Here is an 18,164-nt window from a genome sequence, read left to right as displayed (position 1 = left end):
AGCACGCATGCTGCGGTGATCCGCGCCTCCAGGCGGGTGACCCGCGGTCTAGCGACCCTGGCGGCGCACGTCCGGCAGGACGTCGTCCAGCCGCTCGGCGAGGCGCGCCTGCGCCTCCTCCAGGGAGCGGAAGTCGCCGACGTACGCTCCGAAGGTGTCCGAGACGAAGTAGTGGGTGCCCTGCAGGTCGACGGTGCCGCCGTAGTACCCACCGTAGTTCGCGGCCCAGAGACCGGTGTCGGCCTCCGACCACTCGATGAGCACGTGAGCGGGAGCGACGACCCCGGCCTCGATCTCCGCGATGACCTCGATGGTGGCGGTGTCGAGGGTCACCTCGGCCTGGTGGCGGTCGGCGACGATCGTGCTCATGGTGCTGCTCCTCGGTGCTGTGGTGCTGGTGGTGCGGCGGTGCTGGTGGTCGTGCAGGTGGATCAGGCGACCGGGCGGATGACGGACGGCAGCATCACGTGCAGCTGGTCCGCGAGCTTGGTCTGGGCCTGCTCGAGCGAGTCGAAGTCGCCGACGACGAGGCCGAAGGTGTCCGAGGCGACGAAACGCCCGTCGCGCTTGTCGACCGAGCCGCCGAAGTGTCCCCCGTAGTTGGCGATCCACTCGCCCTGGTCCTCCTGGGTCCAGGTGAGCTTGGCGCGGGCGGGGCGGGCGTGCGTGGCGGCCTGTGCCTCGAGGACGGCGATCGTGTCGACGGTCTCCGTGTCGAGCGTGACCTCGGCTCGGCTGGCGGTGGTGGCGGCGATGCTCATCTCGTTCTCCTTCGCGATCCGGGGTACATCTGCTGACACCAGAACGCTACGAGAACCAACGGTCTCCGCGCCATCCGGCCCCGTCGATTCCCGGGTTTCATCAGGGAGCGAGGGGGACGAGCCCCGGATTCGCGGGGCGTAGCGACCGGAGTTCGGGGTACAGGGTACGGATCGGGGTACTCGTTTGCTGGCCATTCGCGGGGGTATCCCGAGCGCACGCGCAGGGCGCGACGATCGTTGCGCGTGCCTGCGGGCAGGCGCGCGGACGCCGCAGGCCACTACGCCTGCAGCCACCGCGCGCGGTGCTCCCGGGTCAGTCGGCGCGGCGGACCGTCTCGAGGGTCTCCTCGAGCACGCCGCGGCGGGACCAGAGCTGGCGGTCGACCGAGTACTCGGCGCGTGCCGTCGCGAGGCCGGCCTGCGCGAGCCGTCGGAGCTCGCCGGGCCGGTCCAGCACCGCACGGAGGCGCTCGACGATCGCTGCGGCGTCGGGCGCGGTGATGACGATGTCGCGCCGGTCGTTGAAGGCACGGTTCTGACCGCGGACGTCGGAGGCGGCGACCGCGACGCCGGACAGCGCGGCCTCGATGGAGGCGCCCGTCGGGAAGCCGTCGAACGCACCGGGAGCGAGCACGTCGGGTCGCGTCGGGGACAGGATGACGTCCTGCTCGGCGAAGAACCGACGCAGCTCCACCGTGGGGAGCACGCCGAGGAAGTCGACGGGCACGTCGCGCAGGGCCTCGGGCAGGTCGTCCGCAGTGAAGTCGCCGACGACGCTCGCGCGCACCCGGCGCCCGTCGGCGGCCAGCCGGGCGGCGACCTCGACGAACTCGGGGAAGCCCTTGTCGGCACCGTGGCGGGTGTACCGGTGTGCCACGAAGCAGATCCGGAGGACGGAGTCCGCGTCGGCCGGGTCGTGGTAGTCCTGGCGGTGGCCCGGACCCGGCGCGAGGTACTCGGGGTCGACGACGACACCGGGGATCTCCGTCAGCTCGACGCCCGCCCGCAGGCTGCCGCGGACACGGTCGGTGACGATCGGCTGTGTGGTGATGACGTGGCGGAGCATCGGCGAGGCGAGGACGCGCTCGAGCTTCCGCTCGGCCTCGGGCTCCCCCAGGTTGAGACCGCCGCCGGGGTAGAGCGTCACGACGAAGGGGGTCTCGGCGCGCTCGAAGTCCTCCAGGTGGTGGTGCGCGTTGTTGAGGAAGAGGACGTAGGCGAGCTCGTGCTGCGCCAGTGCCTCGACGTCGAACCGGCGCACGCGCTCCCACACCAGCGGGTGCGCCGCGGAGTACCACGCGATGACCTCGTCGAGCGGCGTGATCGTGGTGAGCACCTCGTCGACGACACCCCGGCGGAGGAGCCAGCTGAACTCGGCGATCCGGAACCCGGTGCCGACGCTGGGGAAGTAGTCGTCGACGACGACGATCCCGCTCCGCGTCATCGCCCGACCCGCAGCGCGGCGCGGAGGTGGTGCCCGATCCGGTGCGGGAGCGTCGTCGCCTTCGCGGCACGCGCACGCTGCAGGATGACGCGCGCGAGCGTCCCGGCGGACTGCACGCCGACCTCCTGGACGACCGGGAAGTAGGTCATCTCCTGCGTCCGCGCGATCCACTCGGGAGCGCCGACGGGCAGCCCGGGGTCCTCGTGGGTGGCGTAGTGGTGCAGGGTCAGGTCGGTGAAGTTGTACCGGGTCCGGAGCAGCAGCGTCGTGTCCTGGCGTCCGAGCAGGGCGTGGAACATCCGGAGCGAGTGCACCCGGTTGACCTCCTGCATCGGGCAGGCGACGTTCCAGAGCAGGAACGCGATCTCGCAGAGCCGCTCGTCCTCCCACCGGATCTGCGGGTTCTGCAGGACGTCGAGGAAGGCCTCGGAGATCAGCTCGTTCGACGCGCCGTCGAAGAAGTGCTCGTTGATCCACCCGTGCTCGTGCAGGCCGCGCACCACGTTCGCGCGCGTGACCGAGCTCGCGTTCTGCTCGGCCGGCAGCAGCCGGAACTTGACGAGGTCCTCGCCGCCGAGCACCTCGATCGGCCAGTGCTTGACGAGCGTGATCCAGCGCTCGAAGTCGGGGAGCTGCCGGAGCCGGTTGTCGTAGAGGCCGTGCTGCTCGTAGAAGGCGCGGCGGACCAGCACGCTCGGGTGGCAGAGGGCGTTGCCGAACTCCAGGAAGTAGCGGAGCCAGGCGCCTGGGTGCGGTTCGGCTGGCGGAAGACACTGCTCCATCGCGGGATCCGGTCGGCGGGCAGCGGACGCCCGGCCTCGTCGATGAAGCGGGCGCCGGTGAAGACCGCGCCGAGCTCCGGCTTCGCCTCGATCACCTCGAGCTGACGGGCGAGCTTGTGCTTCTCCCAGAGGTCGTCGGAGTTGAGGACCGCCACGAACGGGGCGCGCGTCTGCTGGATGGCGAAGTTCAGCGCCGATGCCGCTCCCTGGTTCTGCGCGAAGCGGTACACCCGCATGCGCGGGTCGTCGAACTCGGCGATGACCCGGACCGAGTCGTCACGCGAGTCGTCGTCGACCACGATGAGCTCGAGGTCGGGCATCGTCTGGTCGAGGACGCTGTGGATCGCCTCGCGCACCCAGGGCTCGTGGTTGTAGCACGTCATGACCACGGAGACCTTGGGCACCGGACCGCTGACGCGCGGGACGGGCACGTCGACGACGTCGCGCTCGGTGATGGACTCCTCGGCCTCGACGAGGTCCGGGACCGCGCTCGCTCGGACGTCGAGCTCGTGCATGAACCGGGTCAGGTCCGTGCCGACGGAGTCCTGGAGGAGCTCGATGTAGCGCGGGAGCAGGGCACGGATCTGCTCGTCCCGCTCGCGCTGTGCCGAACTCGACCACTGGCCACCGTCGTGCACGCGGTAGAGCGTGGCGACCTGCGGGGCGAGCATGGCCGGCCCGTAGGTCGTGACGGCCATGTTGATCATCCAGTCGTAGGACGTCGTCTCGAAGATGGCCGGGGCGAGCCGTTCGAGCACCTCCGCGCGGTACATGCAGGCGGAGAACGTCGCGAACCAGTTGCTCTCGACGAGCTGCCGGTTCGACACCTCGATCGACAGCGACTCCATGCCGATGAGCGGGATCACGCTCGACCCGCCGGTGCGGTCGTCGTAGAGGAGGGCACGGTTGGCGACCATCGTGACGTCGGCGCGCGTCCGGAACGTCTCCACCCCGACGGCCAGCTTCTCGCTCGAGATCCACTCGTCGTCGCCCTCGAGCACTGCGATGTACTCGCCGTCGCAGGAGGTGAACCCGCGGTGGTAGTTCTTCGTGATGCCGAGGCGCGACTGCTTCGCCAGGACCCGGACCGGGAACGGCACGGTCTCGGACCACGCCTCGACGTGCTCGAGCGTGCGGTCCGACGACGAGTCGTCCGCGACGACCACCTCGAACGGCACGTCGAGACGCTGTGCGGCGATGGACGCGAGCGCCCGGTCGATGTACTGCTCGTGGTTGTAGGTGACCAACAGGACACTCACGACGGGCGCGGTCATGCGGCTTTCCCTTCCAGGACTTCGGCGCGTGCCCAGAGCACGGTCTCACAGATCTGTCGCACGTCGTCCTCGCTGAGCCCGCCGTGGTACGGCATCGCGAGGCACTCGGTCGCGGCCCGCTCGGCGTGCGGGAGGTCGCGCGCCGAGGGGTGCCCGGCGTACGCGGGGATCGCGCTGCAGAGCGGGTGGAAGTACTTCCGGCAGATGATGTTCCGCGGACGGAGCAGGTCGTGCAGCCGGTCCCGGCTGAACCCCGCGGCCTGCTCGTCGATGCGGAGCACCAGGTACTGCGCGGACTCACCGAGCCCCGCGGCGATCGTGATGCCCTCGACGCCGCCGAGCATCTCCTCGTACACCCGGCCGAGCGCGTGCCGTCGATCGATCTCGTCGTCGAGCATCTGGAGGACCCGGACGCCCATGGCGGCGTGCAGCTCGCTCATCTTGCCGTTCAGGCCGATGGTGGGGACGCTGTCCTCCGACCGGATGCCGAAGTTCCGCGAGTACCGGATGCGCTCGTCGAGCTCCGGGTCGGCCGTGATGAGCGCTCCGCCCTCGACGGCGTGGAACAGCTTCGTCGCGTGGAAGCTCAACATCGTCACGTCACCGAGCGAGTCCGGGCCGTCCGGGAAGACCGGTGCCTTCCGGCCGAAGGAGTGCGCCCCGTCGTACATGACCCGGAGGCCGCGGGGTGCGGCGACGGCAGCGATCGCGGCGGTGTCGCAGGAGGTCCCGTAGATGTGCGTCCCGACGATGCCCGAGGTGCGGTCCGTGATCCGGTCGGCGACGCTCGACGGGTCGAGGGTCATCGTGACCGGGTCGATGTCCGCGAACACCGGGGTCAGGCCGAGGGACGCGATCGCGTGCACGGTCGCCGGGAAGGTGAAGGGCGTGACGATCACCTCGTCCGTCAGGTCGAGCGCCGCCAGGCCGCCGATCAGGGCGTTCGTGCCGTTGTTCCAGACGGACAGCCGCCCGGTACCGACTCGTGCCTGCAGCGCGAACTCGAGCGACTGGTGGTACGGGCCCATGTTCGTCAGGACCTGGCTCGACCACATCAGCCGGACGTCGGACAGGAAGTCGTCGATGGGCGGCAGCATGGGCTTGCTGACGTACTGCGGCTCGAGGAACGGGAGCGGGGCCTTCATCGAGCGTTCTCCTCCTGGAATCGCTGGTGGTTCGCGAGCACGCCCTCGCGGTCGCGGTCGCGGAGCCGCCGGTTGCCGATGTAGACACCCCAGGGGTCGAGGTCGCGGGTGACCACGCTCCCCGCACCGACGACGGCGCCCTCGCCGATCGTGACGCCGGGCAGGACCACGGCGTTCGCACCGACGATGCAGAAGCGGCCGATGTCCACGGGCTGCCGACGGGTGTTCCGGTACTCCTCGGGGACCGTGGAGTTGCCGAAGCCCCAGTCGGTGAAGTCGTCCGTGCCGGTGAGGACGCGGGCACCCTGCGACACCGCGCTGAAGTCGCCGATGGTGACCGCGGCACCGCCGGTGATCGACGCGAAGCAGGCGATGTGCACGTGGTTGCCGATCACCATGGGGTCGCGTGCGACGATCAGCACGAAGTCGTCGATGAGCACCGGGTCGCCGAACGTGATGTTCTCGCGTCCGCCGATCCTGGCTCCGTCCATGACACGAAGCATGTGTCCCCCCTTGGGTCCTTTGGCGATGGAGGCCGTCCCGGGCCGTCCATCGCTCCTCGGCTGCCGCTGAGCGAGCCTCAGAGATCTTATTCCATCGTTGTGGTCGCCGCCGATCACGGCGCGACGGGGTCCTCAGTCGGCGGCGACGTCCACGTAGGTCGCGATGGCGTGCAGGCCGGTCCAGCGCGCGTCGTCGACCATCGAGAAGCGCGCAGCGTCGCGTCGGACCGCGAGCTGTCGTCCGTCCGGCGTCGTGATCTCGACGTGCACGAAGTACGGGCCGGGCCCGAACCGGACGTCCTCGAGCGTCAACCGCACCGACGCGGTCCCGTCGAGTCGGGGCAGCTCCACGCCCAGCAGGCGGGTGTCCGTCCCGAAGGCGAGGTGTCCGGCCGTGTTCTCGATCGCGACGGACGTCGTCCACCCGTCGACCGGCAGCTTCGCGGAGACCTCGACCGTGATGTCGATGTCGTCCCGCCAGACCGCGACACCGTCGCCGCCGGACCGCGGAGCGACGGTGACCGACTCGACGACGACGTCGGCGCGGGCGGTCGGTTCTTCCTCCGGCGTCGCGGCGATGTCCTCCAGCCGGTGCTCCTCCATGATCTCGCGGAACTCCTGGACCGCCTCCCGCGCCGGTCCGACGAACTTGACGTGGCCGTGGTCGAGCACGACCGCGCTGTCGCAGAGCTCCTGCACCTGGTTCAGCGCGTGGCTGACCAGGATGATGGTGCGACCCTCCTGCTGGAACTGCCGGATCTTGTCGAGGCACTTCCGCTGGAACTGCTCGTCACCGACCGCGAGGACCTCGTCGACGAGGAGCACGTCGGGGTCGGTGTGGACGGCCACCGCGAACGCGAGCCGGACGTACATGCCCGAGCTGTAGAACTTCACCTGCGTGTCCACGAAGTCGCCGATGCCGCTGAACGCCAGGATGTCGTCGAACCGCTCCGTCGCCTCGCTCGGGGTCAGGCCGAGGATGGCTGCGTTGAGGAAGACGTTCTCGCGGCCGGTGAGGTCGGGGTGGAAGCCCGCCCCCAGCTCGATGAGCGCAGCGAGCCTCCCACGCCGGACGACCTCGCCGGTGGTCGGTTCGATGATCCCGCCGATGAGCTTGAGGAGCGTCGACTTCCCGGAGCCGTTCGACCCGAGCAGACCGACCGTGGACCCGGCCGGGATCGACAGGTCGACGTCGCGGAGCGCCCAGAAGTCCTCGCTGTGCCGGCGACCGGCACGGCCGAGCGTGACGATGCGCTCCTTGAGCGAGTTGTCCCGCCGCACGACGAAACGCTTCGACGCGTCACGCACCCGCACGACCTCGGGCACCTCGTCGGAGACCTCGTCGGCGAACGGGCTCCGGATGGATTCGATCGTCACGTCACATCTCCTGCGCGAAGTTGCCCTGCAGCCGCGCGAAGACGCGCTGCGCGATGAACACGGCGACCAGACCGACGAGGACCGCGATCCACATGTGCAGCATCATCCCCTCGGGGTACTGCTCGGATCCCCCCGCGATCCAGAACGCCCGGTGGAACCCGAGCACGGCGAGGGTGATCGGGTTGTTCTCGTAGAACGGGAGCACCCACGCCCACGCACCGTCGATCGCCCGGTCGTGGACCATCTGCCAGGAGTAGACGATCGGTGACGCCCACATGAGCAGCATCAGCAGCACCTCGACGAGGTACCCCATGTCGCGGAGGTAGACGTTCATCGCCGAGAAGAGCAACCCGATCGCGATCCCCCACGTCAGCACGATGAGGACCGCCGGTACCGCGTTGAGGAGCGCGCCCGGGCCGGGGAAGGCACCGAAGGCGAGGGCCGCCACCACGAGGATCACGACCTGCACGGCGAACGTGAACAGCGCACCGCCGGCTGCCGACAGCGGGTAGATCTCGCGCGGGACGTAGACCTTCTTGATCAACCCGGCGTTCTGGATGATGGAGACCGTCGACCCCGCGACGATCTCGCTGAACAGCCCGTACAGGGTCAGGCCGGAGAAGACGTAGAGCGCGAAGTCCGGGATCACCGCGGCGGACCCGAGGATCTGGCCGAGGATCAACCAGTAGATGGCGAGCTGCACGAGCGGCCGGATGAGCGTCCAGGCGAAGCCGAGCACGCTGTCCTTGTACCGGGACTTCAGGTCACGCCGGATCAGGAGGTCGAGCAGGTTGCGCTGCTCGAGGATGCTCCGGACCGCGCCGACGCTGCCGCCGGCAGGACGTCCTGCGGGCACCATGGGCTCCGTCCGCAGCCGTTCGAACCGCTCTTGCACCATCATGCCGGTGTCCTTCCTGCGCGTGTGCCTCGTCGATCATAGGCAACGCGACGGCTGCTCAGGACCCGGACACCCGGCGGCGAGCGTCGGGGGGTGTCAACGCGTGGCGCGCAGTGGGTCCGCGACGAGCGCGAGCGCCGCGTCGTCCTCGTCGGCCACCCGCCGGTGGACGGCCTCGGAGCGACGGTGGGGGTCGTCCACGTGCGGCGGCGCCGGGGTCCGTCGGCCGACCGTCCTCGGCGATGGTGCCCGCCGACTCGACCGTGGACGCGGAGGCGTCACGGCCGAGCCGGGCGGTGAGGAGCTGCGCGCCGAGGGGCGACCGGCTGCGGTTGCCGCTGCGGACGAGCAGGACCCGCACGGTCAGCGCGCGTCGGTGCCGAGCAGGTCGTGCCGGACGACGATCGCGTCGCGGCCGGGGCCGACCCCGATCGCGGAGATCCGGGCCCCGGACATCGCCTCGACCGCGAGGACGTACGCCTGCGCGTTCGCGGGCAGGTCGTCGAACGAGCGGGCACCGGTGATGTCCTCGGTCCAACCGGGGAACTCCTCGTAGACCGGCTTCGCGTGGTGGAAGTCGGACTGGTTGACGGGGACCTCGTCCACGCGCTCGCCGTCGACCTCGTACGCGATGCACACCGGGATCGTCTCGAGACCGGTGAGCACGTCGAGCTTCGTGAGCACGAAGTCCGTCACGCCGTTGACGCGTGCCGTGTACCGGGCGATCGGGGCGTCGTACCAGCCGCAGCGGCGCGGACGGCCCGTGGTGGTGCCGAACTCGAAGCCGTTGGCGCGGAGGAACTCGCCCGACTCGTCGAAGAGCTCGGTCGGGAACGGCCCGGCGCCGACGCGCGTCGTGTACGCCTTGACGATGCCGATGATGCGCTCGAGCTTGCCCGGGCCGATGCCGGAACCGGTCGCGGCGCCGCCGGCGGTCGCGGACGACGAGGTCACGAAGGGGTAGGTGCCGTGGTCGACGTCGAGCATGGTGGCCTGGCCGGCCTCGAACAGCACGGTGTCACCGCGCTCGAGCGCGCGGTGGATCTCGAGCCCGGTGTCGGCGACCATCGGACGCAGGCGGTCGGCGAAGGAGAGCAGCGACTCGACGACCTCGTCTGCGTCGATCGCGCGGCGGTTGAACACCTTGACCAGCAGGTGGTTCTTCTGGTCGAGGGCGGCTTCGACCTTCTGCCGCAGGATGTTCTCGTCGAAGATGTCCTGGATCCGGATGCCGACGCGGTTGATCTTGTCGGCGTAGGTCGGTCCGATGCCGCGGCCGGTCGTGCCGATCTGGCGCTTGCCGAGGAAGCGCTCGGTCACCTTGTCGATCGTGCGGTGGTAGTGCGTGATGACGTGCGCGTTCGCGGACACCAGGAGCTTCGAGACGTCGACACCGCGGGCGCGGAGTGCGTCGAGCTCCTGGAACAGGACCTCGAGGTCGACGACGACGCCGTTGCCGATGATCGGGGTGACGCCGGGCGTCAGGATGCCGGACGGCAGGAGGTGCAGGGCGTACTTCTCGCCGCCGACGACGACCGTGTGCCCGGCGTTGTTGCCGCCGTTGAACTTGACGACGTAGTCGATGCGGGAGCCGAGGAGGTCGGTGGCCTTCCCCTTGCCCTCGTCACCCCACTGGGCGCCGATGATGACTGCTGCGGGCATCTGGTTCTCCTCACGTTGGCGGAGGACCTCACGCGACCGTCGGGCCGGTGGTCCACCCGAGTCTATCGGACGGTCACCTCCGCGCTACCTGCCGCCCGCGCCTGGGAGCCCGTGCACGGCCACCGGCGCACGCTCGGACGCACCGATCGACCCCGATGGAAGGAAGCACGACATGAGCGACCTCGGCGACAAGGCGAAGGACTTCGCGGACAGCGACAAGGGCGAGCAGGCGACGGACGCCGGCCTCGACAAGGCGGGCGACGCCGCGGACAAGGCCACCGGAGGTGGCCACGGCGACCAGATCGACAAGGCGACGGACGCCGTCGACGGCAAGATCGGTCAGTAGACCGGCCGACGCAACGGACGGGAGGCGCGGTGCCAGCTGGCACCGCGCCTCCCGTCCGTTGCGTGATCGCGACCGGATCGCGCCCACGGGAGCAGCGTCAGCTGCGGAAGAAGTCCTGGTACGACGGGTCCCCGATCGGCTGCGAGTGACCCGGCTCGGCGAGCCGCTGCTCGATCATGGACTGGATGACGTCCGGCGGGGTGAGCCCACGGCGACGCCACTCCATCGGGTTGGCCCGGAGCTGGTTCAGGGAGGTGTGCGTCTGCATGGTGCAAGCCTCGCACCGCAGTAACTAGTTTGTCTAACTACATGTCCGGTTGCCGCACTGCGGGGGCCGGACGGACCGAGGCCCCGCCGCGACGTGCGACGGGGCCCCGGTGCAGGGTGGTGCGACGACTCAGCGACGCGCCACCTTCGCGGTCTGCTTCGAGGTGGACTTGCCGTCCGTCCACCCCTTCGCCTTGGCCGTGACGGTCACCGAGTAGCGGTGTCCGACGTCCCCCTTGCCCAGCTTGTAGTTCGCGCCGGTGGCGTTCGTGACGACCTTGCCGTCGCGGAGCCACTGGTACGAGAACCGGACGTTCGTGCCGGTCCAGGTGCCGTGCCGGGCCGTGAGCGTGGAGCCGACCTTCGCCTTGCCGTCGATGGTCACCGCGCTGCCCTTCACGAGCGCCAGACGCGGGGTCACCGTCTTCGCCGCCAGCACGTCGGCCTGGTCGCCCACCGCGTTGCTGAGGTGGAGGAGCAGGACCTGCGCGTTCGTCGCCGAGCCGCGGGTCACCTGCAGGGCGCCGCGGTCGGCGAAGAGGACGCCGGTGCTGCGACCCTGCGCGAAGGTGAGGGCGGGCTTCGACGGGTCGAAGGTGGCCGAGGACGTCTCGTCGACGATGTACGAACCGCTCGTGGCGAGTGCCGGGGCGTAGGACGACTCGGTCACCACCGAGTAGCTGAACGCCTTCGTCGCGCCGATGGTGGACGCGTCGACCGTCAGGACCTTCACCGCGCTGTCGAACGTGTTGACGTCCTGGCCGGGGGCGCCGCCGTTGAGGGGCTGCGCGTCCACGGTCTTGCCGGTGGCGATGTCGACCGTCGTCGCGAGCGTCGCGTCGACCGCGGCCGACTTGGCGTCGTAGACGAGGTAGTCCGCCGTGCCGTCACGGTCCGTGTCGATGAGCACCTCGACGTTGTTGACCGCACCGGGGTTCGCGTCGGGTCCGGCGGTCTGCACGCCGAAGGCCAGCGTGTCCGAGGCCTTGTCGTAGTTCGCACCGAAGGCACGGACGTCAGCGGCCTGGAGCGACTGCTTCGCCGAACCGTCGGGGAACGACTCCTGCCCGTCGGTGCCGCCGAGGACGAACGGGGCGACCGCGGCGTGGTAGCCCGTCGTCAGTCCGCCCTGGTCGACCGTGCGGCCCTTCAGCTGGAGCGCGGCGGTCTGCTGCTGGCCCGTGAAGGTGACACCGGAACCGTGCACCGCGCTGACCGGCTTCGGCGCGACGTAGACGCCGAGCCGCAGCGGGTTGAGCGAGGAGTCGGTCGGCGTGAAGGCCACGACGCCCGAGGCGGCGGTGACGAACTCGCGCTGGTAGCCCTGCTGCACCGGCTCCTGGGTGGGGTCGATGACGCGACGGAGCTGCGTCGGGTCGGCGATCGTGAAGGTGAGCTTCACGGTCGCGGTGCCGTGCGGCTGGACCGTGACCCGCTTCGTGCTCAGCGAGAACGCGACGCCGGGCTGCGTCACCTGCGGCTGGTAGGCCACGTCGTAGGTGTGCGCGGTGCCGTCGGTGTTCTCGATCTGCAGCGTGCGGGACTGGCTGGTCTTCCCGGCGACCTCGACGACACCGAACGAGGCGGTGACGAGCTGGTCGTTCTCGACGCTGCGGACCGTGGTGCCCGCGGTGACGGCCTGGAGCGCGTCGACCCGGCCGGTGCCCTGGCGGAGCAGCGTGGCCGTGCGGTCGCCCTGCTTCACGTCGTGCGTCGCGGTGTTCATCACGGCGGCCTTCACCTGCGGGGCCGTCCACGACGGGTGCGACTCGAAGGTCAGGGCGACGATGCCGGCCACGTGCGGGGTCGCCATCGAGGTGCCGCTCATCGACATGCGGTCGTTCCCGGTGCCGTTGGCCGCGGAGATCACGTTGACCCCGGGGCCGGCGACGTCCGGCTTGACGATGTCGTCGTACGAACCGTGCACGCCGCGGCTGGTGAACGACGCGAGGGTGTTCACGTTCGCCGCGTCGGTCGCGAGCTGGAAGCCCTTGAGCTCGTCCGCGAAGCGGACGTGCAGGGTGCCGGCGGTGGCCGATGCCCGGAGGGCCGTCACGCTGTCGGCGGTGAGCTCGGCGCCCGGGATGGTCGCGTTGCCCGCGATGCCCGAGTCGAACGTGTTGACGGTGCCGGCGAGGAGGACCCCGACGCCACCTGCGGCCTCGACGTTGCCGAACCGGACGCCGGACCCGCACTCGAGTGCACCGTCGGTCCACTTGAGCCAGACGACCTTGCCCGCGATCTTCGCGGCCTCGTCGGCGCTGAACGCCGCGCAGCCGTCGACGTTCGTGGTCGGGACGACGACGTCACCCTCGACGGGCAGCGCGCCCTGGTAGTTCTGCGAGTACTGCGCACGGTAGGTCTTCGCGACGTCGGCGGGCGCGGTGGCCTCGACGCCGTCGTAGAGCGACTGGCCTGTGGCGCTCGCGGCGACCGTCAGGGCCCCCTCGGCGTTGCCCGGCGAACCGCCGATGTCGGTGAAGTCGTCGGCGTTGCCCGAGGCGATCACGGGCAGGACACCGCGGGCGGTGAGCGCGTCGATCTTCGCGTTGTCGGGGTCGTCCGGCGCGCCGTAGTCGGAGCCGAGCGAGAGGTTGAGGACGTTGATGTCCTTGCCCTCGGTCAGGGCCTGGCCGACCCAGTCGAGCGCGGCACCGGTGAGGTCGGTCGAGCCGCCCCCGTCGCCGAACACCTTGAGTGCGTAGAGGCCGGCGTCGGGCGCGGTGCCCGGGCCGATCCACATGTCCTGGACCTGCTGCTTCGTGAGGTCCTGGTAGTTCCCGCGGAAGGTCTTCTTGTCCGCGTCGAGACCGAAGCCCGCGGCCGTGCCGGACACGTGCGTGCCGTGGTCGCCGCCCTTGCCGTCGATCGGGTTCTCGTCCGGCTTCGGCGTCGGGTCGTAGGCCGTGCTGCTCGGGTCCGCGTTGTAGGTCGGACCGGCGAAGTCGTAGCCGCCGAGGTACTTCGAGCCGTCGTACCAGCTCGGGTCCGGCGCGCTCGTGCTCGCGAGGGCGGTCTGGTAGGCCGCGGTGGTGCCGGGGCCGCCGAAGTCCGCCTGCGTGTAGTCGAGGCCGGTGTCGAGCACGGCGATGTTCACGCCCTTGCCGGTGTGGCCGGTCTGCTGCCAGGCGTCGAGCGCCCGGGTGTAGACGTCGCTCGCGGCGTTCTTCGGGCTCACGCCGTCCGCGCCGGGACGGAGCAGGTCGGGGTCGACGCCGCTCGGGGCCTTCGACGCGTCGCCCGGGGTCGGGTCGACGATCTTCTTCGGCGTGAGCGGGATGATGCTCTCGACGTCCGAGCGCGCCGCGACGGCACGCAGGGCGTCGACGTCGGCGACGACCGCGACACCGGGGACGGTGTACTGGGTCGAGTACAGCTCGGTCGCGTCGGCGTCGGAACGCTCGACGGCGGCGCGGACCGCGTTCACCGTCGAGGTGATCGCCCGGACGCGCTGCTTCGCCGCAGCGGACGGGGACTTCGACTTCGTGAGGTCGCCGCCCTTCGCCGCCGCGTCGACCTCGAGCGCGCCCTGCCCGGTCGTCCGCACGAACGCGGCGATCGTCTTCGAGGGCTTCGCGTCGCGCAGGGGCGCCGCGAGCTTGAGCTCCGCGGCGCTCGTGCCGGTCGGGGCCGCGTGGGCCGCCCCGCCGATCGCGAGCCCGCCGCACGTCAGGGCCACGGCAGCGATGCCGGCGGTCAGGACGCGTGTGACGCGGTGGGGTGAGGGGTTCGGGTTCGGTGTTGCACGGTTCAAAGGGCGCACTCCCGGTTCGTCCGTGGTTCGCATGAGATTGCTGTGAAGTTATGCGTTGGCTCTCAGCCCGGACAGTCCTCACTTCTGGGGACCTCCCCCGTTCGCGGGACGCCGATCTGGCAACTTGCACACCTTTGTGCAAGTTATTACGATGGCCTCCGTGACCACGACCGACCAGCCTGCACGCGCGCCCCGCCGCGACGCAGCCGAGAACCGTGCCGCCCTGATCGAGGCCGCCAAGACCGTCCTGCAGGGCGACCCGGACGCGTCGCTCGAGACGATCGCCGCCGCCGCTGGACTCTCCCGGCGTGCGGTCTACGGACACTTCCCCTCGCGGGACGACCTCGTGCGCGAGGTCGTGACCGCCGGTGCCGCCCGGATCGCCGCGGCCGTCCCGAGCACCCCGGACCTCGCCGCCCTCCCGCCCGCCGCGCGCCTCGCGGCCATCGCGGTGACGCTCTGGGCCGAGGTCTCGCACGTCCGCTCGATGGCCCGCGTCGCCCTGCGCAGCCCGTTCAGCGAGGCCGTCGCCGAGGTCTTCGCACCCCTGCGGGCCCAGGTCCGAGACGCGTGCGCGCTCGGGATCGCCGAGGGTGCCATGCGCGACGACGTCGACCCGGCGACCCTCGGGCGACTCGTCGAGGGCGCGTGCATCGCCGTGCTCGACGAGGCCACCCGCTCCGGCACCAGCGACGAGGACGGACGGCGCATGGTCGTCCTGTCCGCGCTCGGCATGGCCGGCATCGACTGGCGCACCGCGATGCTCTCCGAGCCGGTCGCCACCACCCCGACCACGAAGGACCGCGCATGACGCTCGAACTCGACCACGTCGGCATCGGCGAGGAACCCGGTGCCGCACTGCCCGTCGTCTCCGCCGTCGCCGCACCCGGCCGCCCGGGCGTCGTCGCCGTCGAGACCGAGCAGGCCCCTGTGCTCGCCTCGCTCGTCGCCGGAGGCCGCATGCAGGTCGACACCGGCCGCGTGCTGCTCGACGGGCACGAGGACCCCGCGGTGATTCGACGGGCGTTCGCGCTCGTCGACACCCCGGGCGTCGCCGAGCCGTTCCCCGTGATGACCCTCCGCCGCATCGTGCGCGAAGAGCTCGCGTTCGCCGGGCAGCGTCCCTCCCGCGACCACGTCGACACCGTGCTCGACGAGCTCGGCCTCGCCACCTGGGCCGACACACACGTGCAGCGCGTGCCGACGGACGTCCGCATCCGGCTGCTCGTCGAGCTCGCCCTGCTGCGCGACGGTGTCACCGGTCTCGTCGTCACCTCGCCGGAGCGACACGGCGGCGCGGTCGAGGACTGGTTCGCCGTCGTGCGCGACGTCGCTCGCCGAGGGGTGACCGTCGTGGTCGTGACCTCGAAGGCAGCGGCAGCCACCGTCGAGTCCCTCCTCGACACGATCGACGAGCCCGCACCGGACAGCACCGCCCGCACCGGCGAACCCGCTCCGGACAGCACCGCCCGCACCGGCGAACCCGCCCCGGACAGCACCGCCCGCTCCGGCGAACCCGCACCGGCGAGCCGACCCGACACCACCCAGACCGAGGGTCCCGACGACGCGACCCGGACGGACGGCGCCGACCCGCGCCTCCCGACCGACCCCGAAGCACCAGCAACCGTCCCGACGGAGGCACCCGCGTGACCACCACCTCGCTCGTCCGCGCCGAACTGGCGCGGCTCACCGCGACCCCGCTCGCCCGACTCGCGTTCATCGCGCTCATGGTCGTGCCGCTCCTCTACGGCGGCGCCTACCTCTGGGCCAACCGCGACCCGTACGCCAAGCTCGACCAGGTCCCCGCCGCGATCGTCGACCAGGACGCGGGGGCGACCCTCGACGGCAACCGTGTCGACTACGGCAAGGACGTCACGAAGGAGGCGATCGACGGGGCCAAGTTCAAGTGGACGGAGACCTCGGCTGCTGACGCCCGCAGCGGCGTGCGCAACGGCACCTACGACTTCGTCGTGACGATCCCGCACGACTTCTCCGAGTCCCTGGTGTCGGCGCAGTCCGACGACCCGAAGCGCGCGCAGCTCGTGATGACCACGGCCGACACGAACTCCTACCTGGCGTCGACCATCGCCGAGCAGGCCGGCAAGACCATGCGGACCGCGGTCGCCGAGCGCGTCGGCAAGGAGGCGGCGAAGACCCTGCTCGTCGGTCTCGCCGACGTGCGCGACAGCCTCGGCGACGCGGTCGACGGCGCAGGCCAGCTCGCCTCGGGGGCGGCGGAGGCCGACGACGGGGCCCACCAGCTCGCCGACGGCACGGGGAAGCTCTCCGCCGGGGCGTCGAAGCTCGCTGCCGGGACCGCCGACCTGCCGTCCCAGACCACGAAGCTGAACGACGGCGCGCAGCAGGTCGCATCCGGTGCCGCCACGCTCGCGGACGGCCTGCAGGACGCCCGCCAGCAGACGGCGTCCCTGCCGGCGCAGACCGCGCAGCTGAACACCGGTGCCGGGAAGCTCCAGGCCGGCCTGCACGACGCTCGTGACCAGACCGCCAGCCTCCCCGCGGACTCGCGACGACTCGCCACGGGGGCCGGCGACGTCGCGGCCGGGAACGCGAAGCTCGCGGAGGACTCGGCGCCGTTCATCGCGGGCGTGGAGCAGCTGGCCGCGGGAGCACCGCAGCTGGTGACGACCCTCAAGCCGGTGGTGCAGACGTCGACCGTGCTGTCGCCGGCACAGAAGGCGCAGCTGCTCACGACGTTGGACGACCTGCAGACGAACAGCGCGGCACTCGGGACCGGGGCCGCGGACGTCTCCGACGCGGTCGGTCGCCTCGCGACCGGGAGCGCCCAGGTGTCGGCCGGAGCGTCGCAGCTGGCCACGAAGGCTCCGCAGCTGACGTCGGGCATCCAGCAGCTCTCGGACGGGTCGGACACCCTCGCGGCCGGTACGGCGAAGCTCGCGCAGGCCGCACCGACGCTGTCGAACGGCATCGCCACCGCCGCCGACGGCGCCTCGAGGCTCGCATCCGGGTCGTCGAAGGTCGCCGCGGGCACCGCGCAGCTCGCGCAGGCCGCGCCGACGCTCTCGTCCGGCGCGTCCGAGCTCGCCACCGGCGCGGCGACGGCCGACGACGGCGCGAACTCCCTCGCCTCGGGCCTGACGAAGCTGCAGAGCGGCTCGTCCGAGCTCGCGACGAAGCTCGACCAGGGCCGGACGAAGATCCCGGCGTCGACGGCGTCGCAGCGCAACGACCAGGCGTCGGTCATCTCCGACCCGGTGAAGGTCGGCAAGGACGACATCGCCTCGGCGTCGAACTACGGCGCCGGACTCGCGCCGTTCTTCATATCCCTCGCCGCTTGGATCGGCATGTACGCGCTGTTCCTCATCCTCAAGCCGATCTCGAAGCGAGCGATCACGGCGGTGCGGAAGCCGCTCCGGGTCGTGCTCGGCGGCTGGCTCACCCCGGCGCTGCTCGGCGTCGTGCAGATGGTGGCGCTCTTCCTGATCGTCCGGTTCGCCCTCGACCTGAACGTGGTGCAGGCCGGTCCGACGATCGGCATCATGGTGCTCGCCTCGGCCACCTTCGCCGCGATCATCATGGCGCTCAACGTGCTGCTCGGCTCGGTGGGGCAGTTCCTCGGCCTCGTGCTCATGCTCGTCCAGCTCGTCACCGCCGGCGGGACGTTCCCGTGGCAGACGCTGCCGGGTCCGTTGGCGGCCCTGCACTTCGCGCTGCCGATGACGTACTCGGTCGACGCCATCCGGCAGACGATGTACGGCGGGAGTGCCGGGGCCGCCTGGTCGGATGCCGGGGTGCTGGCGTGCTGGCTGCTCGGCGCACTGCTCGTGTCGTACGTCGTCACCGCGCGGCAGACGCGCTCGCGGACGCTGCGTGACCTGCGCCCGAGCCTGATCGGGTAGCGCCGCCCACGGCCGGCCCGGGCTCCGCCACCGCGCGGCTGCACGGGCCGGCCCCGGTAGCATCGCTGCC

At 70.9% G+C, this 18,164-nt stretch carries 16 protein-coding genes; 4 read left to right on the top strand and 12 right to left on the bottom strand.

Annotated elements, in window-relative coordinates; translation table 11 throughout:
• Nucleotides 1-48: 48 nt before the first annotated feature.
• The 10 genes from ACY3FI_RS02680 to ACY3FI_RS02635 all read right to left on the bottom strand — a co-directional run bounded on the left by ACY3FI_RS02680 (nucleotide 49) and on the right by ACY3FI_RS02635 (nucleotide 9,846).
• Nucleotides 49-369: a hypothetical protein gene (locus ACY3FI_RS02680; RefSeq protein WP_462549193.1), complete on the bottom strand. Its 321-nt coding sequence runs from the start codon at nucleotides 367-369 to the stop codon at nucleotides 49-51.
• Between the two features lie 62 nt (nucleotides 370-431).
• A complete protein-coding gene (locus ACY3FI_RS02675; RefSeq protein ID WP_462549192.1) occupies nucleotides 432-761 on the bottom strand; it encodes a hypothetical protein in 330 nt (109 codons plus the stop codon).
• 313 nt (nucleotides 762-1,074) lie between these two features.
• A complete protein-coding gene (locus tag ACY3FI_RS02670) occupies nucleotides 1,075-2,205 on the bottom strand; it encodes a glycosyltransferase family 4 protein (RefSeq protein WP_462549191.1) in 1,131 nt (376 codons plus the stop codon).
• Nucleotides 2,202-2,708 carry a hypothetical protein gene (locus ACY3FI_RS02665; protein ID WP_462549190.1) on the bottom strand — a complete coding sequence of 169 codons (507 nt, stop codon included), beginning with the start codon at nucleotides 2,706-2,708 and terminating at the stop codon, nucleotides 2,202-2,204. Before ACY3FI_RS02665 ends, ACY3FI_RS02670 begins: the two co-directional genes overlap by 4 nt.
• The gene (locus ACY3FI_RS02660; protein WP_462549189.1) at nucleotides 2,639-4,261 is read right to left on the bottom strand and encodes a glycosyltransferase family 2 protein; all 1,623 of its coding nucleotides are present in this window, start codon (nucleotides 4,259-4,261) and stop codon (nucleotides 2,639-2,641) included. Before ACY3FI_RS02660 ends, ACY3FI_RS02665 begins: the two co-directional genes overlap by 70 nt.
• Complete coding sequence (locus ACY3FI_RS02655) at nucleotides 4,258-5,406, bottom strand: DegT/DnrJ/EryC1/StrS family aminotransferase (protein ID WP_462549188.1); 1,149 nt, start codon at nucleotides 5,404-5,406, stop codon at nucleotides 4,258-4,260. The genes ACY3FI_RS02660 and ACY3FI_RS02655 overlap by 4 nt, the downstream gene beginning before the upstream one ends.
• Entirely contained in the window at nucleotides 5,403-5,897 is a 495-nt protein-coding gene (locus tag ACY3FI_RS02650; RefSeq protein ID WP_462549187.1) for an acyltransferase, read from the bottom strand. The genes ACY3FI_RS02655 and ACY3FI_RS02650 overlap by 4 nt, the downstream gene beginning before the upstream one ends.
• 144 nt (nucleotides 5,898-6,041) lie before the next feature.
• Nucleotides 6,042-7,286, bottom strand: a complete 1,245-nt coding sequence (locus ACY3FI_RS02645; RefSeq protein WP_462549186.1) for an ABC transporter ATP-binding protein — start codon at nucleotides 7,284-7,286, stop codon at nucleotides 6,042-6,044.
• A gap of 1 nt (nucleotide 7,287) precedes the next feature.
• The gene (locus tag ACY3FI_RS02640) at nucleotides 7,288-8,187 is read right to left on the bottom strand and encodes an ABC transporter permease (protein ID WP_462549185.1); all 900 of its coding nucleotides are present in this window, start codon (nucleotides 8,185-8,187) and stop codon (nucleotides 7,288-7,290) included.
• 360 nt (nucleotides 8,188-8,547) lie between these two features.
• Complete coding sequence (locus tag ACY3FI_RS02635; protein WP_462549184.1) at nucleotides 8,548-9,846, bottom strand: adenylosuccinate synthase; 1,299 nt, start codon at nucleotides 9,844-9,846, stop codon at nucleotides 8,548-8,550.
• A gap of 172 nt (nucleotides 9,847-10,018) precedes the next feature.
• Between ACY3FI_RS02635 and ACY3FI_RS02630 the strand changes: the two genes are divergently transcribed.
• Nucleotides 10,019-10,192, top strand: coding sequence for an antitoxin (locus ACY3FI_RS02630; RefSeq protein ID WP_462549183.1), 174 nt, complete (start codon nucleotides 10,019-10,021; stop codon nucleotides 10,190-10,192).
• A gap of 97 nt (nucleotides 10,193-10,289) precedes the next feature.
• Here ACY3FI_RS02630 and ACY3FI_RS02625 read toward each other — a convergent pair whose 3' ends face one another.
• Both ACY3FI_RS02625 and ACY3FI_RS02620 read right to left on the bottom strand, forming a co-directional pair.
• Nucleotides 10,290-10,460 carry a hypothetical protein gene (locus ACY3FI_RS02625; RefSeq protein ID WP_462549182.1) on the bottom strand — a complete coding sequence of 57 codons (171 nt, stop codon included), beginning with the start codon at nucleotides 10,458-10,460 and terminating at the stop codon, nucleotides 10,290-10,292.
• A gap of 129 nt (nucleotides 10,461-10,589) precedes the next feature.
• Nucleotides 10,590-14,213 (bottom strand): S8 family serine peptidase, encoded by a 3,624-nt coding sequence (locus ACY3FI_RS02620; protein WP_462549181.1) that lies wholly within the window; start codon nucleotides 14,211-14,213, stop codon nucleotides 10,590-10,592.
• Between the two features lie 160 nt (nucleotides 14,214-14,373).
• Here ACY3FI_RS02620 and ACY3FI_RS02615 point away from each other — a divergent pair, with 160 nt between their 5' ends.
• From ACY3FI_RS02615 to ACY3FI_RS02605, 3 genes are read left to right on the top strand one after another with little or no spacing between them, the layout of a single operon-like run.
• Nucleotides 14,374-15,024 carry a TetR/AcrR family transcriptional regulator gene (locus ACY3FI_RS02615; RefSeq protein ID WP_462549180.1) on the top strand — a complete coding sequence of 217 codons (651 nt, stop codon included), beginning with the start codon at nucleotides 14,374-14,376 and terminating at the stop codon, nucleotides 15,022-15,024.
• Complete coding sequence (locus ACY3FI_RS02610; RefSeq protein WP_462549179.1) at nucleotides 15,021-15,863, top strand: hypothetical protein; 843 nt, start codon at nucleotides 15,021-15,023, stop codon at nucleotides 15,861-15,863. Before ACY3FI_RS02615 ends, ACY3FI_RS02610 begins: the two co-directional genes overlap by 4 nt.
• Entirely contained in the window at nucleotides 15,860-18,094 is a 2,235-nt protein-coding gene (locus ACY3FI_RS02605; protein ID WP_462549178.1) for a YhgE/Pip family protein, read from the top strand. The genes ACY3FI_RS02610 and ACY3FI_RS02605 overlap by 4 nt, the downstream gene beginning before the upstream one ends.
• The last annotated feature ends 70 nt before the right edge of the window (nucleotides 18,095-18,164 follow it).

This window comes from Curtobacterium sp. RM9, from assembly GCF_054956955.1.
The sequence above is the reverse complement of the archived record's forward strand: the minus strand, read 5'-3'. Positions and strand labels throughout refer to the sequence as shown.